The organism is Methanobrevibacter millerae (assembly GCF_001477655.1).
In the GTDB taxonomy this organism is placed as follows: Archaea; Methanobacteriota; Methanobacteria; order Methanobacteriales; family Methanobacteriaceae; genus Methanocatella; species Methanocatella millerae_A.
Map to the genome: position 1 here is coordinate 711,641 of NZ_CP011266.1, position 26,820 is coordinate 738,460.

Consider the following 26,820-nt stretch of genomic DNA (forward strand, 5'->3'; position numbering starts at 1 on the left):
AAAAGAGGAATAATCTATTCCTCTGTGTATAATCCTTTGTGTGCTAAACCAGCAATGACTGCACCGATAATTGGGGCTACGATAAATACCCATACTTGTTGGAGAGCTACTCCGCCCATGAATAATGCTGGTGCTAAACTACGTGCAGGGTTAACTGATGTACCTGTTAATGGGATTCCCATAATATGTACGAATGCAAGGGTTAAACCAATTACGATTCCTGCAATAACGCCGGTTTTTTCACTTCTGGTAACTCCAAGTACAGTAAATACAAATACGAATGTTAAAATTATTTCAGTAATTAATGCACCGTATAAGTTAATTCCAACACTTGAAGCCGCTCCAAATCCGTTTTGACCTAATCCAGTTGCCATGTATCCGCCAAGGGATGGTGCGGAGTTGATTAACATTGCAAGGATTGCAGTACCGATAATCGCACCAATACATTGGAAAATAATGTACATGATTAAATCTTTTAATTCCATTCTTCCGTCAATCCACATTCCTATGGATACTGCTGGGTTAATGTGGCATCCTGAGATGTCTCCAATAACATAAGCCATAGCTACAATGGATAAACCAAATGCCATAGCAATTCCTAAGTTACCGAGTACTGTACCTGCGATAGCGGCACTTCCACACCCGAATAAAACTAGAACCATTGTTCCGATTAATTCGCTTATATATCTTTTCATAAATTCACCTACATTATAAAGGTTGTAATTAACTTATATATTTATTTTCGCCTAATTCTTCTTAATCCGGCACATGCTAAAATCAAAACAATAATTGCACAGATATAAGGGAACATTGTTAATATTATTGGTTCATTAATTTTGTCAAAGTGATACTGTCTTGCAAAATCCATATGGGTATTGTCTGTATGATTTTCAGTAATTTTTGCAAAATTGTATTGCAAATCATAATAACTGAGTTTGGCGCCGTTGTATTCTATGTAGTCTGGAGCTCTTCCGTTTTCATCCATATATTGTTTTACAATTCCTCCCATTTTGACATAATCATTAATTGAATATGAATTTTTTGCAAATGTTGAATATTGTTCTGGATTTGTTGGAGCATCGTATTGTTTGGGGTTTTCAAGACCATTGCCGTTTAAATATGAACTTGTTAAGTATAAGACTTGCGGGGCAGTATATGAATTATATGTTCCATTCATATTAGTATCTCCGCTTTCATATAATTCCTGACTTGCTTTGGCCATTTTGGATGGATCCAGTTTATGTGTGACTACTAAATCATTATCATAGTTTTTAAATGAAATATTACCTATATTTTTTACTATTTCTTTGGCAATGTATTTATTCACATCTTCGCTATATTTATCCAAGTTTCCATTTTTGCCTGCATCGGGGAACTCTTTTAGTGGTTGAATGTATGCAACACCAGCATCTTTAAGAAATGTTCCTGGGGAATTCAGTCCTGCAAATATTTTTGATGAATAATTGTCGTCCCATGCTCTTCTCAGGTACTTTTCTGTATCCAAATCAAAATTTCCTGTATTTACATAGATTAATGGCTTTTTAGTATTTGCTGCAAATTTTGCCAATACCAAAAGGTTTCCGGGGTCTGCCGCTGCAAGGTTTACACTTACATTGGCACCACTTTCTATCCCTCTTGTTGCTTCTCCAGGATTTGGTGATTCACTATCAACAATTACTTGAATTTCTCCATTGCTTAACTCCTCTACATAGTTTTTTATGGAGTTTAACATTTTTTTATCATTATCTTCTCCCATAATGTTGTCTGAGGTTAGAAATACCGTTGTTGCAGCACAAACCTGTCCAACACTGGAGGATAATAATAAAAATATAAAAATTAAAATTATGCATTCTTTTTTCATCATGTTCATCCTTTTTAAATGTTATAATTAGTTTTAGTTTTACCTATTAATTAAAGTTTTCATGGGGTAGGGTTAAATTCTTATTAAAATAGAATATTTTTTTATAAAGTAAATTTATATTCAGTTTTAACCAAAAATATAAATATTAAAGCAGATTAATTAGATTTAGAGGATTTATAAAGATTATCTTTTATTTTAGTACAATATTATAAAATTTTGATAAAATTTTTATCATATTGAAAAATTGTACAAAATTGATGAATTATAATCTTATATTTGTCCTAAATTATGAGGTGTAAGCTGGCTACATAGATAGTCAGCTTTTGATTCATTATATTTTGCATAAATTTTAGATTCAGATAATTATTTTCGGAATTTATGTTAAAATAAAAAGGTTAATTGCTTATTAATAGCTTTTTGTTAATTAATGGTGGTTATCAATTTCCTCAAAAGGAGACAAAATATGTTTAAAAATAAGATAGCTATTAGCAAAAATTTTTTAATTGCCATATGCTTCATTTCTTTAATTCTGTTTGCAGTTAATACAGTTAATGCAATAGATTTAAATGATGTTGTATCTTGTGGTGATACATTAGGTATTGAAGCAAACAGTGGTATAAATGCAATTGATAAAGATAAACTAGAAAATTCTCAGCAAGATATGCTTTCACAAGCAAATACAATAACTTTAAATAATGGTAAATTTTCAGATATTCAGGAAGCTATAAATTCTAATTTAAATGATGGGGATACGCTTGTTTTAAATGGTGAATTCACAACCAATAAAGCGGAATCACATATTATTATTTATAAAAATATAACTTTTACTTCAACATCTAATGGTATTTTAAATGGAAAAAATTTATCAAGTATTTTTATTGTTGAAAATGGTGGATCTGGCTCTTCATTTTCAAATCTGGTATTTAAAAATGGAAATGGTTTGTATGGAGGGGCTATAAGGATTCTTGCAAAAGATGTAACGATAGATAATTGTCTATTCCAGGATAATTATGCTTCACGGGGTGGTGGTTCAATTTATACAGAGTATAATATTGAAAATAACCCTGATTTTGGACGTAATCTTTTAATAAAAAATTCTCAATTTAAAAATAATAGGGCAGAAATTACTGCTGGAGCTATTGGTGCTTATGGTTATAATACAAGGATATTGAATTGTTTATTTGAATCAAATTCAGTTTATAACAGAAATGGTGGAAGCGTTTATGGAGGTGCAATACAAGTTGGAAAAGAAGAATATATTACAAATTCAATAATTAAAGATTGTAAATTTATTAACAATAAAGCAATTTCCATAACTGGAACTAAATTATCTCATGGCGGAGCAAGCTGTTTAAGGGATGGTGTAACATATGAAAATTGTTTGTTTGAAAGAAATTCTGCAGATTTTGGAGGAGCATTAACCGCTCATTTTTCAGGTACAATTAAAAACTGTACTTTCAATTCAAACACTGCAAATGATTATGGAGGAGCAATTTCTAATATGGAGGGTGTTAAATCAATAAACCTTAAAATCATTGACTGTGACTTCAATTCCAATAGTGCTCCTTATGGTGGTGCTGTAAGATTAACCGGTAACAGTGTAACTATTGATGATTGTAACTTTGATAAAAATTATGCATCTATTGATGGTGGTGCAGTATTTGTAGAAACGAAAATAATTGATGTTGTGGACTCAAATTTTAATCATAATAGTGCTGAAAATAATGGTGGTGCAATATTCATAAATGGTGAATCTACAAATGTCCAAAATTCAAATTTTACATATAATACCGCGATTGCTAATCCAAAAGTTAAAAATGATGGATTGGGTGGAGCTATTTATATTAATAGTAGTTCCGATACTGTGAATAATAATAAATTTGAATATAATGTGGCAAGAAATGGTAGTGCAATTTATTATGATAACTCAGGTAAAAATTTAAAAATAACAAATAATGTAATGTTTAAAAATCAGGCATGGGTTTATGCACTTCCTATTTATGCAAATGATATTTATTATGGAGAAAATGTGGATGTTGGTGCGATAATTTATGGTGGAAACAATATTGCGGATTATGATAATTTGGCTGTTTCAAATTCAATTTATAATGCGGCCTCTAATAAATATATTGTTGTCAATGGTGAAATTCCTGTTTTGGGAGCAACAAATAGTGGTCAATTATATCAGGATGCTCGTGAATATAATATTGATGTGCTTTTAACAGTCAAACACTCAGACGGGACTGTTGTTTTTAATAATACATTAAAGTCAAATTATCTTGGTGAAATCACAACTAAATTAAATAATTTAAAAGTTGGAACATATACAGTTACTGCAATGCATTTTGAAGATAATTACTATAAAGCTATTGTAAATCAAACAACATTTGTTGTTAATCCAAAAATTGATGTTTCAGTAAGTAAAAACACCCAATATTCAGAATTCAATTATCGAGATCAGGTGGTTTGGACAATAAACGTAGTAAATAATGGTCCAAGTGATGCATCCAATGTTAAAGTAAATGATGTTTTGCCGGATGGTTTGATTTATCAGTCTTCTTCTGCTTCTGTTGGTAATTATGCTAATGGAGTTTGGAATATTGGTAATTTAGCTAAAGGTAAAACTGCAACCATTAAAATAACAACTTTAATTAATAAAACAGGTGATATTACAAATAAAGCAACAGTTGATGCTAAGGAATTTGATTGGAATACAACAAATAATCAGGATTCACAGAAAATAACAGTTCCTAAAGCAATAGATTTATCAATTGCTAAAATTGCTAATGTATCTAATCCGAAATATGGTGATTTGGTTAAGTGGACTTTGACTGTTAGGAATAATGGTCCTGATATTGCTCATGATGTAGTTGTTAGTGATGTTTTACCTATGGGTTTACTATTTAAAAGTTCAAATGGAAATTATGCTGATTCCAAATGGTCTGTTGGCACGTTAAATCTAGGTCAATCTAAAAGTTTGGAAATTATAACTTCTGTAATTGCAACGGGCAATATTGAAAATACTGCTACTGTTTCTGGTAAGGAATATGACTATAACTTAGCTAATAATAAGGTATCTAAAACTATAAATGTTGATAGGGCTGCTGATTTGTCTGTTATAAAATCAGTTAATGAAACAAGGCCTAATTATGGTGATTTGGTTAAGTGGACTTTGACTGTTAGGAATAATGGTCCTGATGCGGCTAGTGGTGTTAATGTGGGTGATGTTTTACCTGTAGGTTTGGTTTATCAGTCTTCTTCTGCTTCAGTTGGTAGTTATGCTAATGGTGTTTGGAGTATTGGTAATTTGGATAATGGCAAGACTGTTACTTTGTCTATTGTTTGTAAAATTAATAAAACTGGTTTGATTAAGAATGTTGCTTCTGTTTCTGGTAATGAGTTTGATATTGATTTGACTAATAATAGGGGTGATGCTTCTGTTAATGTTGCTAAGGCTGCTGATTTGGAGGTTATTAAAACTGTGAATAATGGTGCTCCTAATTATGGTGATTTGGTTAAGTGGACTGTGACTGTTAGGAATAATGGTCCTGATGTTGCTAGTGATGTTGTTTTAACTGATGTTTTGCCTGCTGGTTTGGTTATTAAAAGTGCTACTGGTAATTTTGTTGATGGCAAATGGGTTATTGGATCTTTGGATTCCGGTAAGTCTCAGAGCTTTGAAGTTGTTACTTTGGTTAATAAAACTGGTAGTTTAACTAATAAAGTTTCTGTAGTTGGTAGGGAATATGATTATAATCCTAAAAATAATAATGCATCAAAAGGTATTAATGTTGCTAAGGCTGCTGATTTGTCTGTTATAAAATCAGTTAATGAAACAAGGCCTAATTATGGTGATTTGGTTAAGTGGACTTTGACTGTTAGGAATAATGGTCCTGATATGGCTAGTGGTGTTAATGTGAGTGATGTTTTACCTGAGGGTTTGGTTTATCAGTCTTCTTCTGCTTCAGTTGGTAGTTATGCTAATGGTGTTTGGACTATTGGTAATTTAGATAATGGCAAGACTGTTACATTAACAATTATTTCTAAGGTGGATAAAACTGGTTCAATTAACAATATTGTAAATGTCAGTGGAAATGAGTACGATATTAACAAGACAAATAATGAAAATAATAAAATTATAGATGTTCCAAAAGCCTGTGATTTAGAAGTTATTAAATCCGTTAATGATTCTTCTCCAAATTACCATAAACTGGTTAGATGGACAATCATTGTCAATAATAATGGTCCGGACAATGCAACTGGTGTTTTGGTTGAAGATATTTTACCTCAAGGTTTGGTAATAATAAGCAGCAATGCCAATTATACAAATGGCAAATGGTTTATTGGAAATCTAAATGCATTTTCATCAAAAATATTGGAAATCACTACTTTAATTAATAAAACAGGTTTATTGATTAATAATGCTAATATTACTGGAAATGAATATGATTTTAATAAATCTAACAATTATGATAATGCATCTATTGACGTTTTGCCTTCAGCAGATTTAGAAATTCAAAAAATTGTCAGCAATGAAAATCCATTATATAATGATACCGTTAAATGGATAATTATTGTAAAAAATAATGGTCCAGACAAAGCTACTGGTGTTAAAGTCAATGAAACATTGGATGATTCTTTTGAATTGGTAAAATCAAAATTGAGTAAAGGATTTTACATAAATGGAATTTGGACTATCGGCGATTTAAATGCTGGTGAGAATGTTTACCTTGAAATAATAACAAAAATTCTCAAAACAGGTAATTTCACAAATGTTGTTAATGTCATAGGTAATGAATATGATCATAATACTTCCAATAATTTGGCAAATAAATCCATAAACGTTTATCCTGCTATAGATTTACAAATTACTAAAAATGTAAATAATTCCTCTCCAAATTACAATGATTTGGTTAAATGGACTGTGACTGTTAGGAATAATGGTCCTGATAAAGCAAATGTAATTGAAATTGCAGATATTTTACCTAAAGGATTAGAATTTGTTGGATATAATTCAACTAAAGGATATTATGCTGATGGATTTTGGAAATTCTGCTGTCTTGAAGTTGGTGAAACTCAAAGTTTAGATATTGTTACTAGGGTAAAATCCATAGGAAATATTAAAAATATTGTTTCAGCAAATGCAAAAGAATATGACTATAATCCAGATAACAATAAAGATGAATCTGAAATAACAGTACCTCCTGCTGCTGATTTAGAAATAACCAAATTGGTTAATCAAAGTGTAGTCAATTATACAAATTTAGTTAAATGGACATTGATTGTTAAGAATAACGGTCCAAATGAAGCGACACGTGTTGTAGTAATGGATAAATTGCCTGAAGGTTTAACCTTCGTTAGTGCACAGGGTGATGGTACATATTCAACTACTGGAACATGGTATGTTGGAAACATTGCTTCTGGCCAATCAAAAGAATTAACAATCATTACACGTTGTGATAAAGTTGGTGAATTAACTAATGTTGCAGTTGTCAAAGGTGATCAATATGATTATAACTCAACAAATGATAAGGGAGAAAAAACTGTTGTAGTCCCTCCTGCTGCTGATTTGGCTATTACAAAAACAGTATCAAAAGCACAATATTTTGTCAATGATTTGATTAATTATACAATTGAAATTCTTAATAATGGTCCAAGTGTTGCCGAAAATATTTCAGTCAAAGAATTTATGGATGATTCATTAATACTAAAATCAGTTTTCGCTGCTTCAGGATATTATGATGATGTTAATCAAATTTGGCATATTAACTCATTGGCTAATGGAGAAAAAACATATCTGAATATTAATGCAATTGCTACTGGAGATGGTTTGGTCAATAATAAAGTTTCAGTAATTTCAGATACTTTTGACAATAATTTAAAAAATAATTATGCTGAATGTATTGTTGAAATTATTAAAAAGATTATTGATCCAAATTCTGTCTTTAATCCAGGTCTTTATTCAAGATTCAGTAATCATAATTCTTTAGAAAAAGATTTAAGTATGATTGCAAAAGCAGGAATTGAAATGAAAAGCACTGGTATGCCAATCGGTTTATTGTTTGCTATTGCATTGATTTCTATTGGAATTTGTACATCCAATATTTCAAGAAAAAGGTAATGAAGTAGCTTTTTATGCTACTTCTTTTATTTTTTATTTTATTTTTTAAAATTTATTATTTTTAATTGATTATTTCTAAAAATATGGATGTATACTAATTAAATTTTATTTTGGATACTTTTTTTGATTTTTCTTTGCCCCTTGTGATATTTCAAAGAAAAGGTAATTTAAAATAACTTTCATGTGTGTATTTTTAATTTTTGTTAATCGATTTTTACAAATTTTCAAAGTACTAAAATTATTGATTTTCCAATTAATTATTTTAATGGATGCATCGATTTCTATTATAATAATTATTCATGAATGTAAAATTATGCATATGTTTATATAAGAGTTTGAATAAAAATAATAATTGATATTGATGTAATGGTAAGTTTTTTGTAAACTTGATTATTTGCACAATATTTTTTTATAAAAAATATGAAGTGAATTATTATGTCAGAAGAAGAAATTCAACAACAAACTGAAGACTACATTGAAGAAGACGAAGAAAAATTACCTTTTGCTAAAGCTGAAGTTGTTCGTTTAATGAAAGAAAATCTTGATGACGACAAAATGATTAGGGAAAGAGTAAAAGTTGAAATGAATAAATTCTTAGGCGAAGTTTTAAAAAATGTATGTAAACAATTAAACGATTATCCATATACCACAATTGAATATGAAATGCTTAAGGAATCAACTTACCCATATACTAATATTGAAAGAATCAACCAAGAAAAAGAAAGAATTTTATTACACTTGGAAGCTATTAAAGCTGATTGTAATGCATTAGCAATGGATGTTCAAAAAACATTAAAATTAAAAGATGTTGTCGAAGAAGACACTTTCGCTACTTTTTCAGCTGATGTTGAAGAAGAGGAAGAAGAATAATTTTCTTCCATTACTTATTTTTTTACCTATCTTCAATATGGGAAAACCCTGTTTTTAATTCTTTTAGTTCATCTTCAGGAATTTCAGATATTACAACATCATCACTGACAATATTGCTTTGACCAAAAGGATCATCAATAATCAAAGTTGCAGTTCCATTACCTTTTATTAACTCCTGTATTTCAGCAAGTGTTTTTTTGGCATTTGCCTGTGATTGTTCATCTTCAAATAATTGCAATGCTTTTTTTACAGCACCTTCGAATCTTGTAAGCATCCCTTCAACATTTGTTACATATCCTTCGGATTTTGGGCCAGGTTCCACTTTAACCCCGATTTCAGGAATTGTAACGGTGGCAGATTGAGAACGTACAACTCTGATGGATAATGTTTCTTTAGAAATTTTTAATGTATATTTTGCAGGGTCATTGTGTTCCAGTGCTATGACATCGCTATGTTTAAATCCGCATTTTTTACATTGTATTGTTGTTTCAAGAACTTTTCCAAAATGAGGAATTTCAATTTCTTTCATTATTGATTTTGCTATTCCATCAACATTACATGCGGGGCATTTAATAACCATTTCATTAATTTCTGTTGTTTCTTCTTCACTCATTATAAACAAATCCTTTATCTGTCAATTCTTTTTTAATCTTTTCTATTATTTCATTATTGGCTGCACAAATTGTGAATTCCCTATATTTTGAAATATTATATAAATTGTTCAAATCATCTTTCACATTTGGATTCTTTTTGATATTGTCAATAAATCTTTTTGCGGAATCATAGTCTGAAACTTTAACGTCTCTTACAAGAGGATCTTTAAACCCTTTTAAACTATAGATGATTTTTTCTATGCTTCCGTTATTGTTGTTTATAATAATATCAATAACTTCCGGAAGTTCTTCAACATTATTTGTTAGTTTGATGTTGGTACATGACTTATTGATAATCGTTAAAATCTGTTCTACACTTTTATCAATGCTTTCCGTTTTTATTATTGAAACATTATTCTTTTCTGCTTCACTCAATAAGTGATTATGGATAATCCTATTTTCAGTAAAGAAATCAAGTTGCTTTCCGCCTCTGTGTATTTGAATTGCTCTTTTAACAAATCGCTCTTTATGAGATTCCTCATCAGAACTTAAAACAAAGAAATATATTTCAGCAAAGTCCTTAAACTGTTCAATGTCAATTAAGCCAGGAACCAAATGAACACCCTCAATAATTATGTCATCAAAATCAGTAATAGCACGTTGAATTATTTTTTCAAGCCCTGGAATTACATACGATGCATGCTCATCAAAGCCTGCTGAAACCAAATCATCATAACTTTTAAAATTAGCCTTGTTTCTTAAATTTTTATATGCATCATATGATGAGCTGTGTAATGCTGGTGCATATTCCTTTCCTATAATTCCTCTTACGACAGCTCTTATAAAATCACTTTCAATTAAATGTTTTATATTTAACTGTTTAGCTAGTTGTGAAGCAATTGTTGATTTTCCAATCCCTGATGCACTTCCAATTAATATAACATAAGGTTTTCTCATGTTCCATTCTCCATATTGTCTTTTTGTATAATTTATATATATTATATTAAAAAGTTTTTTCTATTCAAAACATATATTTTAATATTAGAAACTATAATAATTATAATTAATATATAATTTTTTTGAAACAATTTTTTGTAAAAAAATTTTCAAGATTATTTTTATTATTATGAGATATTATAAGTTATAAGGAGAGATGGTTTTGTATTCAGTAGATTCAGTTAAAGAAATTCAAGATTTAAATCCTTTCATCGTTGTTGGATGCGGTGGTGGAGGAGAAAAATTCTCTAATCTTGAGGGAATTGAAACAGTTGGATTCATTGATGATGATGAAAGAAAACAGGGTAAACAGTATTGCGGACATATTATTTCGAACAGTTTAGAAGGATGTTTGGAAGAAAATGATGCAAAATCTATTGTTATAATGTTGCCTATTGGTGCGGAAGGAACCGCTCTTAAATATGCTGTTCAAGCTATTGATGCTGGATTGAATGTGGTAACTTCATTCAGGTCATTGTCAATAGAAGATAATCCGTCATTAGCTAAATTTGCAGAATCAAAAAATGTTATTTTAAAAGAAATCAGTCCTAGATTGGATGTAGTTGAAAAATTTGCAGGTGTTGCTCCCGAAAAATCCTGTGAAGTTTTACCTAAAATTTCTTACACTCCAAAAGCACATGTTGTTTTTGTTGGAGGTACTTCCCAGGAATGTGGTAAAAGAACTACTTCAAAACAGTTAGGTATTGCTGCAACTGAACGTGGTTTAACTTCAGCTATAATTTCCACTGATGAAATGGGACTTGAAGAACCGACTGATTTTAATTTTAGAGCAGGTAGTTTATCTGCAATGGATGTTCCTGCAGCTATTTTATCTGCAATAAAATATGTTGAAGAAAAGAAAAACCCTGATATTATTTTTATTGAAGGTCAATCTAGTTTAACTGAAAAAGGAAACCCTCATCCAAGAGGTTTATCTGCAGCTATTTTAATCGGTGCTGCTCCTGATGCAGTTATTGTTGGACACAGACCTAATCATCCATACAGAGAACCTAGAGGAATTGAAGAAGAAATTAAAGCTATTGAATCTATTGAACCAACTAAAGTTGTTGGAATATCCATTAATTTAAAAAATGCAGAATTGGATATGGATGTCGACTTCTTCGAATCTAAATATGATTTACCTGTTGAGGATGTTTATAATAATGGAGCTTCAAAATTATTGGATGCTATTTTAGATTATTTGGAGGAGTAATTTTTTATGAATTTAATGGATACAATTAAAAAAAGTTTAGGTTTTGAAATCACTGAAGAATCTAGACAGCAATATAGAAGTAATCCAGGATATGGTTCTCCTAATCGTGGTCCAAGACAAAATCCTAATTATAATAATACCCGTACTAGTCCTAGACCGGATTTTGATGATATAGAACCTATTATTCCTGAACAGCCTTATTATGAAATTGTTCTAATCAGACCAAGAACAATAGATGATATTAACTATGTTGTTGATCAGGTAATAGAAGAGAAAAATCCTGTTATTTTAGATTTGTCTTTTCTTGAAAGTGAAAGTCCTGCTAATTTTAAACTTGCTGGAGATAAAATTAAGCAGATGAGAACTCGTTATGGTGCTCAGGCATTATTGCTTTCCCGTACCAGTGAAAAAAACTTGATTATTCTTTCTCCTAAGAAAGTTAAATTAGTTAAAAAAAGTTAATCGGATAATGCAGACGCATTATTCATAATCCTATTTTTTTAAAATTTAGTCATACCTAAAAAATACCAAAACATTTATATGCTACTTCTTACAACATTATAATTAGGTGATGTAAATTTAGGCAAACCTAAAACACATTGCTTTTAATTATCAGTCGATGATAATACAATCTCCAAAATTAAATTTCGTTTGAATTAGTTTTCTCACAATTTTCTAATTCAAAATTTAGAAAAAATTTATCTGTCAGGTTTTTTCTAAAAAATATGTCTGGTGTTTAAAAGCGGTATTAAACACCAATTATTATCTCTTTTTTTAAAAATTAAAAAACTTTTCTGCATTTTTAAAAGCTATTTTATTAATTTCCTTTTTATTAAATCCTAATCTTGTCAGTTCTCGAATAGTTTTTGGAACGGATAATGGATCTGAAGGTTTGTTGCTTATGTCGCTATTCAATAAAAATCTATCAAAGCCATAGTTATCTAAAATATCAATGGCTTCATATTTATCCATTTTTTGGGGCTGTACAGTCAGGCCTAAAGTGTAATCTGTATCAATTGCCTTTTCAATGACATTTTGGTTAATGTGATCGATTACCACATATTCTGGTGAAATATGTTGGGGCAGAATTTCCAATATTTCATCCAAAACAGCAGATTTATTTTTACGTGGTGTATGGATGATGACATTTGTTTTTGTTTCTTGTGCAATATCAAGTTGTTTTTTAAAAATTTCATATTCCTTTTCGGTCAGATTTTCAAGTCCTATTTCGCCGATGGCAACAATGTCTTTATTTTCAATCCATTTATATAAATTTTCATATATTAACCCACCATCAACATTTGTATTTGTCGGATGTATTCCTAATGCAACTTTTAGTTCAATACCATGTTCACCTGCTCTTTTTGTATCATAGTTTAAAATTCTCATTAAATGATTTAAAAGAATCGTATCATTATCTATCTTGTATGGGTAATATGCACATGTTACTGCAACATCTATTCCAGATAAATACATTTCATTAAAATCTTCACCAGTTCTTGCATCGGCATGTATATGTGTGTCTATCATTTCAATCACTTCAATAATTTCGATAACTTTATTTAATTAGTATATTGTTTTTCAATTAAAAGATTATCCTGAATAAATATATGCTTTATATATTTTTTGGAAGTGCAAAAATGTGTCCGGTCGCACTTACTTAGATTTTATATTCAAATTATTATAAACAATAAAATAAGTATTACTGGTGGTGATATAATGAAAAAAATTTCAAATACTATAGAAAACTATGAACCTATTTCAAGGGATATAAAATTTTTACCAAAGTCCCTAATCAGGTTAACAATTCTAAAAAAGTTATATGAATCTCCAATGAACATGAAAGAAATTAATCAGAAAACAAATATTAATTATAGTGCTATATCTAATACGATTCATATGTTGGAACTTTCAGGACATGTTTATAGAAATAAGAATAATTATATGTTATCTAATTCTATGAGGATTTATGTTGGTAATATCCTGAAATTGGCTGAATTAACTATATTACTGGATGAAATATCTGAAATTACACAAAACCATATTGTTAATTCATTACCTTTGGAATCTGTTTATGAGTTATATAAGTTAAATAGTATTGATTTGGTTGAATCAGATGGTTTAAGTGTATATAAGACATATGATATAATTGAAAAAGCTATTATGAAATCCAATCATGTTAATGCAATATTGCCGTTTTCATATGGTGAAATTAATGATAGTTTTAATAAGATATTAAAAAAGGATAAAAAAATTCATATTATATCTCCTTTGGAGATTAAAGACATTTTATTCAGAAGTTTAAATATCTCTGATGATAACCTGGAAATTAATTTTTTTGATTTTAAAGAAGATGATTATTTATTATTGATAAGTACCGATAAAAAAATGATGCTGGGTTTTTTTAAAGATGATGGGGCTTATGATCAAAATAGGTTGTTAACTTCGACTGATGATAACTGTATAAAATGGGCTAATGAGTTATTTGAAAATTTTAAAAAAGAGAATATTAAAATGAGTATTTGATTACTCATTTATAATAATTTTCTATATATTCTTTTAAATCACTTATTGGGATTCTTTCTTGAGCTTCGGTATCTCTGTCCCTTACAGTAACCATATTATCATCTTTTGATTCATAGTCTACAGTTACAGCAAGAGGGATACCTATTTCATCAGCTCTGGCATATCTTTTTCCGATAGTGTTACCTTCATCATATTCTACAGTAAATCCTGCTTCTCTTAAAGTATTTTTTAGTTCTGTAGCTATTTCTGGAAGTCCGTCTTTTTTAACAAGAGGATATACTCCAACTTGAACTGGTGCTACAGCTTTTGCAAATTTGAAGTAGTCTTTATCTTCACTTTCTTTGAATGAATGTAATAAAACAGAATAAACAATACGGTCAATACCGAAAGATGGTTCGATAACGTGAGGTATGATTTTTTCACCGGTCACATCCTCTTCCACTTCTTCAATAATAAGCAAATCTTTTGTTACTTCATAGGTATTATCTAATTCAATAACATATTTGTCTTCTTTTTCCAGTGCAGAAATGATTTCTTGAGGATCTGCTTCTTCAATAGCTTGTTTTACTTTAGGTGAATCTCCTTTAAATACAGGCCCAAATTTGGATAAATTAGGTTTTACTACAGTTTTTTGGACTTTTTTAGGTTCATCATATTCTTTAAATACGTATAATTCATCGTTACTGAATTTGGAGTGTGATGATAAATCATAGTCTCCTCTGTCAGCTATTCCGATTATTTCAACCCATCCATATTTGTCGGTTTTAACTTCAACATCCCAGCAGTCAAGTGCATAATGAGCCATTTCTCCTTTTAAGTGTTGGCGGAATCTTAAGGCATCATTTGGTATTCCAATTTCATTTAAAAATTTACGAGCCAAGTATAATTGATAAATTAGCATTTCATTAGCAACAATGCCTTTGTCAAGTGCTTCACGTGCAGTAATTTCTATCGGTTCTAAATCATTTTCCTGGACTTCCTGGGAGTTTAATCTTAATATTTCATTTTCAATTTGAGAAAAGTTTGGTGTTGTTTTGTCTTCCGGGTCTAAAAAGATTTCCGCTTCTGCTTGGGTGAATTCTCTAAGTCTTATGACACCTTGTCTTGGTGAAATCTCATTTCTATAAGCTTTTCCTAATTGTACAGCCCCAAATGGAAGTTTTCCTCTAAAAAATCTTTCAAGACGTTTAAATAAAATGAAAATTCCTTGTGCGGTTTCTGGCCTCATGTAACCTACTTTATTTCCTTTTGCACCGATTTCAGTTTTAAACATTAAATTGTAATCCCAGATGTTTGCCAAATCTCCACCACATTCAGGACATTTGATATTGTTTTCAGCTACAATCTTATCCATTTCGCTGTTTTCAAGGCTTTCCACATCTTGTCCGATTGCTTCTTCGATGATATGGTCTGCCCTGTAAACTTCTCCACAGCTTTCACATTTTGTCATAGGGTCTGTAAAATTATCAACATGACCTGATGCCTTGAGAACTTCTTTTGGCATTACTGTTGGACCTTCTATTTCATAGAATCCCTCACCGGAAACATATTGTTTCCTCCATTTTTGCATAATGTTATTTTTTAAACTTGCTCCTAGTGGCCCATAGTCAGTAAATCCTGAAACTCCAGAATATATTTCAAATGATGGCCATAAAAATCCTCTTTTTGCACTTATATTTGTCATTTTGTCATGATTCATAAATATTAACTTCCATTTATTTTTTTAATTCATAATCTAATTTAACTCTACTGCTTTCAGGACTAACTTGTCCCATGTATTTACTTTTCCTTGAAGGATGTCCATAAGGTATCTCTGACGGTGTTGTCATTGTTTCAAATACAATCTGACATACTCTTTGGCCAGGATATAAAGCAACAGGCATTGCTCCTATATTTGATATTTCTAAGGTTATTCTACCTTCAAATCCCGGATCAATAAAACCTGCGGTAACATGCATCGTCACACCAAGTCTTCCCATGCTGGAACGACCTTCAACACGGGCTACAAGGTTATCAGGAACTTTAACGTACTCTAATGTTGTTGCCAATGCGAATTCATTGGGGTGAATTATAAATGCTTCACCTTCCTTAACGGTGGTTGATTCCATATATGATGCAATGTCTTCCTCATCTTTTGGGTCAATATATGCTTTTCTAATCACTTTAAATACTTTAAATTCATCACCCAGCCTCATATCGACAGAAGATGGTTGTATCTGTTTTTCATCTAAAAGAGGGTCAATAACGATTTTTTCCTCCTTTAAATATTCTTTTATAGTTTTATCACTTAAAATAGCCATTTTATCACACAGTAAGTATTATCTAATTTCTAATAAGTCATCTATCCTATTAACTACATTATCAATAGCTTCATTTGTATATTCTATTGTAAGAGCTCCAAATTTGCATGAATTAACACAAAGACCGCAGCCTTTACAGATATCATAATCAATGGATATTTCATCGTCTTTTAAGCTTAGAGCATTAAACATGCACCTTTCTTTTAAACATTTTTTGCACATTTTGCATTTACTTTCATCAAATTTCAAACTGACTCCGTCAAGTTTTTCTAATTTGTCGGTTATGCTGTTATCTAAATTAGGATATACTTTCCATAAACAACAGCATGGGCAGCAGTGACATATTGTTAATAATCCTTTTCCTGGACGTATGTTCATCCAAACGGTATCAATTTTGTTCCTGCCTATGATATGGCTTAAACCAGCAGCATCTGCCCGGTCAACCTGTGCTAAAGCTTCTTCGACTGTTGCTTTTTTTCCAATATGCTCTGGAATTTTTTTGGATGTGGGACCTATAAAGATGCATCCTATATCTCGTGGGTAATCTTGACATTTGTTTGATGTTCTGCAAAGGCAGGAATTCATAATAACAATATCTTTGTTGCGTTTGATTACTTCTTTAATAACTTCCGTAGGTAAGAATTCTGAACCTTCTGATTCAATCTTTTTATTAACATTTATGGTATTTGGGACAACAACTATTTCATCATCTTCAAATAACATCTTATCTACTACTTTTTTATAAGTATTTGATTTTTTTGTAATCTCTGCAATCCAAAATCTCCAGTTAAATATGTATTTGAGAGTAAATCTGCTCAAATCAACGAATCTAGGACGTCTCATGTTTCCTCCAGTTTATTTTTTAATCTTCTTAAAATGCCTTTTAATGTATGTGCTTCTCGACCAGTTATGAATGCTCTATTTACAATATTTTTAAATGTTTTTAGTCCATTTTTTTTCTTATGCTCAGGTATGTCTAATTTTTCAATAAGTTCCGACATGTCTTTAATTAAATATTCTTTTTCAAGGGCAGTACTTTCTTCAAGCCCTTCAACTGCATATTCATGTTTATTTTTAAATAATTCATATAATATTATTGCAGCTGCATGTGAAATGTTTAAAATAGGATATGTCGGGTCTGTTGGGATAGAAACGCATATATCACAATCTTCTATCTCTTTATTTGTAAGACCATCACCTTCTCTTCCAAACAATATTGCTATTTTATTATTGATATTAATATTTTCAGCCAATTGTTCAGGTTTTAAAGGAATTCTTGATAAATTATAGCTTCCTCCCGCAACTCCTGTAGATGCAATCTTAAAGTCAATTCTTTTGGACTGGTAAAATTCATCCAATGTCGGATAAACTAAAGCATTTTCAACAATGTATTTTCCATGTGTTGCCTGATAATAAGCTTCAGGTGTCAATGTGGGCGGATTTATCAGAACTAAATTTTTCAATCCGAAGTTTGCCATGGTTCTTGCAAGAAATCCGATGTTTCCTGGAGTTTCACATTCAACAAAAACAATGTATATGTTGCTTTTAAATGAATCCAGTTCATTTTCTTCATCTTTGGGCTGCTGCTGTAGGTCTTTTATTGCTAAAGACTGACCTCTTGATTGGGCCTTTTTTGTAGAAGTTGATTTTTTCTCAGCTTTTTTTTCTTCTTCAGGTGAGTTTATAGGTGTTGTTTCAACAACTTTTTGTTCGCTTACAGCTGTATCTCCTATTTTAATCAACTCCCTTGTTAGTTATTCATAAGATTTTTCTAATAATTCTAAAATGTGCATTGTCTTTACATTTTCTTCATTAATATCATTTAATCCATCTTGAAGGTTGCGTTGGCAGAATGGACATATGGTTATTACAGCATCTGCACCAGTGTCCTTAATCATATCTGCTTTTGCCTTTGAAAGTTCCATTGCAATTTCAGGCCTTCCGGATTTTATTCCACCGCCTGCACCACAGCATTGGCATGGATAAAGCATCTCTTCAAATTCCACTCCGGGGATTTGCTCTATGATTTCCCTAGGTTGGTCTTTAATCCCTTGGCCTCTGCCTAGGTGACATGGGTCATGGTATGTAACCTTCATATTCACTTCTTTCATTTTGTCTGTATCAAGCTTATCTACTAAAAATTCACTTATATCCATCACATTGAGTTTGGATCCGAATTGAGGATGATTATTTTTTAATGTAGATCCGCAACCTGAACATAACGTAATGACAGTATCATAATCCTTGAATACTTCTTTATTCTTATCTACCAGGCTTTGAACTAACTCTGTCTGACCGGTTCTTAATAATGGAGAACCGCAACAGACCTGACCTTCAGGAATATCAATTTTAATGTTATTGGCTTCAAGAACTTTAAGCAGGCTGTGTCCTATTTTTTGCATTTTATTGTCCAGCATACATCCTGTAAATAATGCTACTTTTGAATCATTGTAGTTATCAACTTGACTAATAAAGCTTTCGCCGTCTAAACTGACTGATCTGCCGGTATCTTTTACATTGTTATTAAATGCAACATGCTGTGGCAATGGACCTAAGTTTTCAGAGCATGCGATGGCTCTCATTTTTTCTATCGCATCACCAAATGTATTGATGTTTTTAGGACAAACTGCTAAGCATTTTCCACAGCTGGTACAGTTATATAATCCTTCATCTAATCCTTCTTTCAACCTATTAAAATCTTCACGAGGGTCTGATTCAAATTTTGATATGTATCTCATTATGTATGGTCCGCCAAACTCTGCAGTTGCAAAATTAACTACAGGGCATGATGAAAGGCATGAATAACATTCAATACAGCTTCTAACCTTTCTGGTTTCAGCGGTATTTTCCTTTGTTAAATTATTGTCTAATTTATCATGATTTTGTGAATGCAAATTCAATTGTAAATCTTTTACCTTATTTTCTATTCCACTTTTATCAACAATCAAGTCCTTGATAACTGGAAAACGTAACGGTTCAATTCTTGCATTGTCTTTTATTTCTCTTTGGCATGCAAGTGCACCATTACCATTAAATAATATTCCACATGATCCGCATTGTCCTGCCCTACAGGAACTTCTGAAACTAATGTCTGCGCCATACTTATCGTTTATTTCCTGAAGAGCGTCCAAAACTTTCATATGTGGAGTCTTTTCAATTTCATAACACTCCATGTGCGGTTCACTATCTTTTTCTTTATTGAACCTGGAGACATATACTTTAATCATCATTTCTCCCTCATTATAAAATCTAGTCAAAATAACTATAAATTTATATTATATTTTGAACTTATTATTATAATATATTATCTATTATAATTATTTAATTTATAATTTATTTTTTGAGGAAAAATATAATGAATTTAAAAGAATTAGTTACTGGAAAATCTGGTGAAAAACAGTTTTTGCTTGGAAACGAAGCTGCTGTAAGAGGTGTAATTGAGGCAGGATTATCAATTGCAGCAACTTATCCTGGAACTCCTTCATCAGAAATAGGAAATATACTATCAGTGCTTGCAAAAGATGCAAATATTTATTTTGAATTTTCAACTAATGAAAAGGTCGCAATGGAAGTTGCAGCGACTGCAGCAGCATCCGGGCTTCGTTCATTTACTTTCATGAAACATGTAGGTATGAATGTGGCAAGTGATTCATTCATGACTACTGCATACACTGGTGTTAACGGCGGTATGGTTATTTTAACGGCTGATGATCCTTCATTGTTTTCATCCCAAAATGAACAAGATACTCGTAATTATGCTCGTTTATCCAATGTTCCTGTGTTGGAGCCTTCCAATTGTCAGGAAGTTAAGGATATGGTTAAGTATGCATTTGATTTATCTGAAGAATATAAATTGCCTGTAATTGTAAGAACCACTACTCGTGTATCTCATATGAGGGGTGTTGTCGAATTTGGTGACGTGAAAGATAATTCATCCAATAATGATGACCATTGGATGAGAGGCCATTTTGATAAGGATCCATCAAAATATGTACCGGTTCCAGCTTTTGCAGGAAAAATGCATGAAGTATTGTGTGATAAAATAAGCAAAATTAACAATGAAACTAACAAATCCAAATTCAATAAAGATACTTCATTTTCTGAAAATAAAAAATATGGTGTAATATCTTCAGGAAGCGCATTTAATTATGCATTTGATGTAATTAAATACAATAATTTGGACATGGATATATTAAAGATTGGATTTTCTTATCCATTTCCTGATAAAAAAGTTTCTGAATTTATCAAAGATTTGGATGAAATATTCATAGTTGAAGAGGTAGATCCTATAATGGAAAAAGAAGTTTTAGCTATTATTGGTCGTGAAAATCTTGATATTACTGTTCATGGTAAACTGGATGGTACTTTCCCTGAATGCTATGAATTCAATTCAGATATTGTAAGTGAAGGATTTGACAAAGTTTTAAGTTTCTTAAATAAAGAAAATATTTCTTTTTCAAGCAGTTTAACTGATTTGAGTGAAAATATTCCTTCAAGAGCTCCTGTTTTATGTGCAGGTTGTCCTCACAGAGCAATGTATTATGGTATTAACATTGCAATTGAAGAATTGGGATTAAAAACTTCCGATGTTATTTTCGCATCAGATATTGGATGTTATACATTGGGAATAAATCCTCCGTATAATGCTGCCGATTACTTGCTGTCTATGGGTTCAAGTGTCGGTGACGGTTGCGGATTTTCAGTTTCAACAGACCAGAAAGTAGCAAGTTTCATTGGAGATTCTACATTCTTCCATAGCGGTATTTCTCCATTAATCAATGCTGTTCACAATAAACATAATTTTGTGTTGACTGTTCTGGACAATAGGATTACTGCAATGACTGGAGGTCAACCAAATCCAGGTATTCCTGTCGATGGGATGGGTGATGAAGCACCTGAAATATCAATCCGTAAACTTGCTGTTGCTTGTGGTGTTGATTATGTGCGTGTAATTAATCCATTTAATTTGGATCAAGTTGTTAAAACATATAAGGAAGCATTTGAAAGAGATGATACTGCAGTAATCATTTCAAAAGCACCATGTACCTTAATCAAAGGATTAACTAAAAAACCTCCTGTTAAATTGATAGAATCAAATTGTAATCACTGTGATAAATGTGTAAATGAACTAGCATGTCCTGCAATTTCTAAATTGGATGGAAAAATAGAAATAGACAAATCATCTTGTGATGGATGTGGAGTTTGTATTCAGGTTTGTAAATATGGTGCATTGGAGGTGGAAAAATGAGTTACAATATTTACATTTGTGGTGTTGGGGGTCAAGGAATTATTAAAACCTCAGTTATCATAGGTGAAGCGGCAATGAATCAAGGATTGAATGTTGTAATGAGTGAAATTCATGGAATGTCACAAAGAGGTGGATCAGTATCTACTGAACTCAAAATAGGTGATTTTAATAGTTCAATTATTCCTGAAGGAAATGCGGATATGTTACTTTCTTTTGAACCTATTGAAACAATAAGGGGACTTCATAAAGTAAATAAGGACAGTAAAATTGTATATAATACTCATCCAATAGTTCCGTCCTCAACTAATGTTGCTTATCCTAGTGTGGATAGCATCACAAATTCTTTAAAAGAGAATTTTAATCATGTACTTCCTATTGACGCTACTAAGTTGGCAATGGAAGCAGGAAATATATTGTCTTTAAATATGGTTCTTTTAGGTGCGGTTACTGCAGACGATAAATTTCCATTGTCCAAGGACACTGTTATTGATGCAATGAAAAATAATTTGCATAAAAAGTTCCACGATTTAAATTTAAAAGCAATTGAAAGTGGATATAAATCCATTAAAGGTTAATATTTATATATTATTATAATTAAATCTTTAATTAGATAAAACTGTGGGGATATTATGGCTTACAAAATAGATAATGCTATCGTTAAAAAAGATAGAACAGGAAAATTAACATTAATCGACCCTGAAGGTCATTTTCAAGATGAAGATGCTTTTATTGCTATTAAAAGTGATGATTTGATTACAATTCAACTTTTAATCAATAGTATTTTAAATAATGATTTCAAAAGCTGGAGGGAACTTGGTGTCATTCCAGATTCAGAACCAGTAAAAACTTTACTTCCTCGTTTAGGATATTCGCGGGAAGATATTGCTAAATTATTAAAAGGATTTTAATTCTTTTACTATTTTTTTTATTGATAGATGTCCGCCAAAATTAGTTTTTGGCAGACTTGTTGATTTTTTTTTAATTAGTGTTACATCAAGTTTTAATTGGTGTATTACTGATTCCCATTCATAGAAATTTTTTAAATCTTCTTGTATATTTTCTATTTCTTGTTTGATATAAAATATTATTATGTATAAAAGAATCTATAGAAATTAAAAAGAATTAGAAAAAACTAATAAAAAATAAGTCAAGAAATTAAATTTGGCAGACACAGGATGATGATAAAAAATAATAAAGAAAAGAGTTTTAAATCTTTTCTAAATCTTCTTCGCTAAGAATTTTTGCGTTGCTTTTTTCAAATACGCCTATAGCTTTTTTCGTGTCTTCTACTTTCATAGCTACAATTGCTTCATCAGGGTTGCTACTTACAAAAGCATAAATGTATTCTAAATTAATGTTTGCATCGTCTAATATTGCTAATGTTGAGTTTAATCCGTTTGGTTTGTCTGGAACTGCAATTACAATAACTTCACTTTCTTTTACAATAAATCCATCATCTTCAAGTGATTTTATTGCTTTCTCGTTGTCGGATACAATTAATCTTAAAATACCATATTTTGTTGTATCTCCAACAGATAATGCTCGAATATTGACTCCAGCATTTGCTAATGTATCAATAGCTTTTTTTATTCTCCCTTCTTTGTTTTCAATAAAAACTGAAATTTGAATTGCCATTTTATCACCTTTTTATAAGTTCCTTTCATCGATTACACGAATAGCTTTACCTTCACTTCTAGGAAGTGATTCTGGTTCACATAATGTTACATCTACTCTCAAACCAGTTTCTGATCTAATAGATGCTTGTATTTGTTTTTCTAATTTTTCCATTGCTCGGATTTCATCTGAGAATAATTCTTTTGAAGCTTCTACTTTAACTTCAACTTCATCTAATATGTCTGGTCTTGTCACATGGATTAAGTAGTTTGGACTGGCGCCTTCAATTTTAAGCAATGCTTTTTCAATTTGTGATGGGAATACCATAACACCTTTGATTTTTAACATGTCGTCACTTCTTCCAGTAATTCTTGTCATTCTAATGGTGGTTCTGCCACATTCACATTTGTCGGCATTTAATGAAGTCAAATCTTTAGTTCTAAATCTTAAAATAGGCATTCCAGTTTTTGTAAGGGATGTTAATACTAATTCTCCACTTTCGCCGTAATCTAGGGTTTCTCCAGTATCTGGATTAATAATTTCTGGATAGAAATGATCATCTTGAATGTGCATACCGTTTTGCTCATCACATTCCTGTGCAACTCCAGGACCCATTACTTCGGTCAATCCGTAAATATTATGGGTTTTTATTCCAAGAGATTCTTCAATTCTTTTTCTCATTTCATTTGTCCACATTTCAGCTCCATGAATTCCTATTTTTAAGTTAATGTCTTCTAATGGGATTCCTGCTTTTTGACGGGATTCTCCTAAATACATTGCATATGATGGTGTACAGGTTAAAATCTCACTTTGAAAATCAATCATTGTGTCTAATTGTCTTTGTGTGTTTCCTGCGGAAATTGGGATGGTTATTGCACCCATTTTATTTCCACCATGGTGTATTCCAAATCCTCCGGTAAATAATCCATATCCGTATGCATTTTGGATAATGTAATCTTTTTCAGCTCCAGCCATTTTTAAACCACGGGCAATACATTCTCCCCAAATTTCTAAATCATTTTGGGTATATGCAGTTACTGTTGGTTTTCCTGTTGTTCCTGATGATGCATGGATTTCTACGATTTCATCACGTGGAACTGCAAGTAAACCTAGAGGATATGCCTGTCTCAAATCACTTTTTGTTGTGAATGGAATTTTTTCAATATCCTTTAATGTTTTTATGTCTTCTGGTTTTAATCCTATTTCATCAAATCTTTTTTTATAAAATTCTACATTCTCATATGCAAGTTGCACTGTCTTCTGCAGTCTTTCAAGCTGAATTTTTTCTTTATCTTCTTTATTCATGCATTCTGCTTTTTCATCCCAAAACATTTTATCCCTATTTAAAATTATTTTTTATACGTTTTATTATTGGTTTTTTATAGAATATAAAGATTTTTTTTAATTGTGTATTTGTTTAGTAAACTTTACCTATCCTTTTAGTCATTTTAAATATTTTTTTAATTATTTAGGTATTTTATATACTTTAATATATTGTACAAAAATGTACTTTAATGTATATTTGAAGGTAATATTTAAATAAATTTAATTATATATAATACGTGTGTCTAATAGTTATATGTAAATGAGGTTAAATTATGGACGTAATGATTTTAGCTATTGTTTTTATAATCTATATTTTTGCATTAGTTTTTGTAGGTTATTATGCATACAAAAAAACTAATTCCTCAGAAGATTTTATGATAGCTGGTAAGGATACTCATCCATTTATTATGGCGATGAGTTATGGAGCTACTTTTATATCGACGGCAGCTATTGTAGGTTTTGGGGGTGTTGCTGGTGAATATGGGATGAGTGTTTTATGGTTGGCATTCTTAAATATTGTTGTCGGCGTGCTCATAGCATTTATATTTTTAGGAAAAAGAACTCGTAGAATGGGTCATGCATTAGGCTCTTTAACATTTCCTGAATTTTTGGGAAAACGTTTTGATTCAAAGTTTATTCATTACTTTTCAGGATTAATTATTTTTTGTGCAATGCCTCTTTATGCGGCTGTAGTTTTAATTGGAGCTGCAAGGTTTTTAGAATCTTCTCTTTTAATTGATTTCAGTATTGCACTTCTTATTCTATCAATAATTATCACATTCTATGTATTATTTGGTGGAATTAAGGGTGTAATGTATACTGATGCATTGCAGGGTTCTATCATGGTAGTTGCAATGATATTTTTGCTTGTGTTTATATATTGGCTTCTTGGAGGGGTCACCCATGCAAACACCGCCCTTACAAATATGGTAAACTTGTATCCTGCTGATGCCATAGCAACCGGTGGTACGGGATGGACGAGTTTTCCAACGTTGGGAACTCCATTCTGGTGGTCATTGGTATCATCCACTCTTATTGGTGTAGGTATTGGTGTACTTGCTCAGCCATCCTTAATCGTAAGATTCATGACTGTTAAATCAGATAAGGAATTGAACAGATCTGTTTTAATTGGAGGAATATTCATTGCAATCATGCCAACAACTGCATATATCGTAGGAGCATTGTCTAATGTTTATTTCCATCAGAATTTAGGTAAAATTGCTGTTGATGTGGTGGGAGGAAATATTGATAAAATTATACCAACATTCATTACTTCAGCATTACCTGAATGGTTTGTATATGTCTTCTTATTGTCATTAATTGCGGCGGCTATGTCAACAATATCTTCTCAATTACATACTCAGGGAACTGCATTTGGTGTGGATATTTATGGTACAATAAGAGATAAATCCAAACAGAAATTGGATCAGGTTAGCATTTCAAGGGTAGGTATTTTAATAGCTATTATTTTGGCTTTAGTAATGGCATTTTCACTTCCAGGAAGTGTAGTTGCTTTAGGTACAAGTTTGTTCTTTGAAATTTGTGCTGCAGCATTCTTGCCAGTATTTTTAGGTGCACTTTACTGGAAAGGAATTACAAGACTCGGAGCTATTGCAGGTATTGTTTCAGGAACAATTGTAAGTTTATTCTGGTTGATATTTGTATTTGCAAAAACCGCAAAAGGTCTTGGAATTTGTATGGCGTTATTTGGTGTAGAAACATTACTGCCTACAGCACCATGGCCATTCATTGATGTGATGTTGATTGCTGTACCTGTCTCAGCAATATTTACTATTGTTGTAAGTTTGCTTACAAAGCCTCCTGCTCAGGAAGTTATTGATGGAGCATTTAAAAACATAGATGATAAAGGAAGTGAAGCATAATGATGATTTTAGGAATTGAAGACCCATGGATTTGGGGAGTATATGTTGGAATTATATTATCTACACTTTTATGTATTATTTATGGTATAGTAAACTGGAATAAGGGTGATTAAAACCTTTTTCCATTCTTTTTTTAATTAATGTTTTTGGATTCTTCATTCACATAAACTTATAATTTTCAGTTTTAAAAACTTTTTTTAGATATAATTAAATATTATTGGTATTTTTAGATAAATTAAATTATTTTTACTTAATTTTAAATATTACTT

General features: G+C 31.1%; 22 protein-coding genes. 10 read left to right on the forward strand and 12 right to left on the reverse strand.

The window, feature by feature from the left end; all coding sequences use genetic code 11:
* Positions 1-14 precede the first annotated feature (14 nt).
* Both SM9_RS02965 and SM9_RS02970 read right to left on the reverse strand, forming a co-directional pair.
* Positions 15-695, reverse strand: coding sequence for an MIP family channel protein (locus tag SM9_RS02965; RefSeq protein WP_058738721.1), 681 nt, complete (start codon positions 693-695; stop codon positions 15-17).
* A 41-nt stretch (positions 696-736) separates the two neighbouring features.
* A complete protein-coding gene (locus SM9_RS02970; RefSeq protein WP_058738722.1) occupies positions 737-1,861 on the reverse strand; it encodes a hypothetical protein in 1,125 nt (374 codons plus the stop codon).
* A gap of 463 nt (positions 1,862-2,324) precedes the next feature.
* Between SM9_RS02970 and SM9_RS02975 the strand changes: the two genes are divergently transcribed.
* Together SM9_RS02975 and SM9_RS02980 are read left to right on the forward strand one after the other, a co-directional pair.
* Positions 2,325-7,982, forward strand: a complete 5,658-nt coding sequence (locus SM9_RS02975) for a DUF11 domain-containing protein (RefSeq protein ID WP_058738723.1) — start codon at positions 2,325-2,327, stop codon at positions 7,980-7,982.
* A gap of 435 nt (positions 7,983-8,417) precedes the next feature.
* Positions 8,418-8,852, forward strand: a complete 435-nt coding sequence (locus tag SM9_RS02980; protein WP_058738724.1) for a hypothetical protein — start codon at positions 8,418-8,420, stop codon at positions 8,850-8,852.
* Positions 8,853-8,874: 22 nt separating this feature from the next.
* Here the strand turns inward: SM9_RS02980 and SM9_RS02985 are convergent, their stop codons facing one another.
* Positions 8,875-9,465, reverse strand: a complete 591-nt coding sequence (locus tag SM9_RS02985) for a ZPR1 zinc finger domain-containing protein (protein WP_058738725.1) — start codon at positions 9,463-9,465, stop codon at positions 8,875-8,877.
* A complete protein-coding gene (locus SM9_RS02990) occupies positions 9,458-10,402 on the reverse strand; it encodes a 3H domain-containing protein (protein WP_058738726.1) in 945 nt (314 codons plus the stop codon). The genes SM9_RS02985 and SM9_RS02990 overlap by 8 nt, the downstream gene beginning before the upstream one ends.
* 202 nt (positions 10,403-10,604) lie before the next feature.
* Between SM9_RS02990 and SM9_RS02995 the strand changes: the two genes are divergently transcribed.
* Together SM9_RS02995 and SM9_RS03000 are read left to right on the forward strand one after the other, a co-directional pair.
* Entirely contained in the window at positions 10,605-11,654 is a 1,050-nt protein-coding gene (locus tag SM9_RS02995; protein ID WP_058740297.1) for a DUF1611 domain-containing protein, read from the forward strand.
* Between the two features lie 6 nt (positions 11,655-11,660).
* On the forward strand, positions 11,661-12,116 hold the full coding sequence (locus SM9_RS03000) for a cell division protein SepF (RefSeq protein WP_058738727.1): 456 nt from the start codon (positions 11,661-11,663) through the stop codon (positions 12,114-12,116).
* 312 nt (positions 12,117-12,428) lie between these two features.
* Here the strand turns inward: SM9_RS03000 and SM9_RS03005 are convergent, their stop codons facing one another.
* Entirely contained in the window at positions 12,429-13,184 is a 756-nt protein-coding gene (locus SM9_RS03005; protein WP_058738728.1) for a TatD family hydrolase, read from the reverse strand.
* A 189-nt stretch (positions 13,185-13,373) separates the two neighbouring features.
* Here SM9_RS03005 and SM9_RS03010 point away from each other — a divergent pair, with 189 nt between their 5' ends.
* Positions 13,374-14,180 (forward strand): helix-turn-helix transcriptional regulator, encoded by an 807-nt coding sequence (locus tag SM9_RS03010; protein ID WP_058738729.1) that lies wholly within the window; start codon positions 13,374-13,376, stop codon positions 14,178-14,180.
* Positions 14,181-14,184: 4 nt separating this feature from the next.
* Here the strand turns inward: SM9_RS03010 and glyS are convergent, their stop codons facing one another.
* From glyS to tfrB, 5 genes are read right to left on the reverse strand one after another with little or no spacing between them, the layout of a single operon-like run.
* Entirely contained in the window at positions 14,185-15,879 is a 1,695-nt protein-coding gene (gene glyS, locus SM9_RS03015; protein ID WP_058738730.1) for a glycine--tRNA ligase, read from the reverse strand.
* Between the two features lie 16 nt (positions 15,880-15,895).
* Entirely contained in the window at positions 15,896-16,480 is a 585-nt protein-coding gene (gene dcd / locus SM9_RS03020) for a dCTP deaminase (RefSeq protein ID WP_058738731.1), read from the reverse strand.
* Between the two features lie 18 nt (positions 16,481-16,498).
* A complete protein-coding gene (locus tag SM9_RS03025; protein ID WP_058738732.1) occupies positions 16,499-17,323 on the reverse strand; it encodes a 4Fe-4S binding protein in 825 nt (274 codons plus the stop codon).
* Complete coding sequence (locus tag SM9_RS03030) at positions 17,320-18,222, reverse strand: TrmJ/YjtD family RNA methyltransferase (RefSeq protein ID WP_058738733.1); 903 nt, start codon at positions 18,220-18,222, stop codon at positions 17,320-17,322. The genes SM9_RS03025 and SM9_RS03030 overlap by 4 nt, the downstream gene beginning before the upstream one ends.
* 12 nt (positions 18,223-18,234) lie before the next feature.
* Positions 18,235-19,707, reverse strand: coding sequence for a fumarate reductase (CoM/CoB) subunit TfrB (tfrB, locus tag SM9_RS03035; RefSeq protein ID WP_058738734.1), 1,473 nt, complete (start codon positions 19,705-19,707; stop codon positions 18,235-18,237).
* Positions 19,708-19,835: 128 nt separating this feature from the next.
* Between tfrB and iorA the strand changes: the two genes are divergently transcribed.
* Genes iorA through SM9_RS03050 form a run of 3 tightly spaced genes read left to right on the forward strand, consistent with a single transcriptional unit; the run spans position 19,836 to position 22,636 of the window.
* On the forward strand, positions 19,836-21,728 hold the full coding sequence (gene iorA / locus SM9_RS03040; protein WP_058738735.1) for an indolepyruvate ferredoxin oxidoreductase subunit alpha: 1,893 nt from the start codon (positions 19,836-19,838) through the stop codon (positions 21,726-21,728).
* A complete protein-coding gene (locus SM9_RS03045) occupies positions 21,725-22,303 on the forward strand; it encodes an indolepyruvate oxidoreductase subunit beta (protein WP_058738736.1) in 579 nt (192 codons plus the stop codon). The genes iorA and SM9_RS03045 overlap by 4 nt, the downstream gene beginning before the upstream one ends.
* A 54-nt stretch (positions 22,304-22,357) precedes the next feature.
* Entirely contained in the window at positions 22,358-22,636 is a 279-nt protein-coding gene (locus tag SM9_RS03050; RefSeq protein WP_058738737.1) for a hypothetical protein, read from the forward strand.
* A 298-nt stretch (positions 22,637-22,934) separates the two neighbouring features.
* On the opposite strand, the gene SM9_RS03055 is transcribed toward SM9_RS03050, so the two are convergent.
* Positions 22,935-23,363: a hypothetical protein gene (locus tag SM9_RS03055; RefSeq protein ID WP_058738738.1), complete on the reverse strand. Its 429-nt coding sequence runs from the start codon at positions 23,361-23,363 to the stop codon at positions 22,935-22,937.
* A 12-nt stretch (positions 23,364-23,375) separates the two neighbouring features.
* A complete protein-coding gene (locus tag SM9_RS03060; protein ID WP_058738739.1) occupies positions 23,376-24,674 on the reverse strand; it encodes a phenylacetate--CoA ligase family protein in 1,299 nt (432 codons plus the stop codon).
* A 266-nt stretch (positions 24,675-24,940) separates the two neighbouring features.
* Here SM9_RS03060 and SM9_RS03065 point away from each other — a divergent pair, with 266 nt between their 5' ends.
* Together SM9_RS03065 and SM9_RS12540 are read left to right on the forward strand one after the other, a co-directional pair.
* Positions 24,941-26,551: a sodium:solute symporter family protein gene (locus SM9_RS03065; protein WP_058738740.1), complete on the forward strand. Its 1,611-nt coding sequence runs from the start codon at positions 24,941-24,943 to the stop codon at positions 26,549-26,551.
* Positions 26,551-26,664 (forward strand): symporter small accessory protein, encoded by a 114-nt coding sequence (locus SM9_RS12540; RefSeq protein ID WP_332308766.1) that lies wholly within the window; start codon positions 26,551-26,553, stop codon positions 26,662-26,664. Before SM9_RS03065 ends, SM9_RS12540 begins: the two co-directional genes overlap by 1 nt.
* Positions 26,665-26,820: the final 156 nt, after the last annotated feature.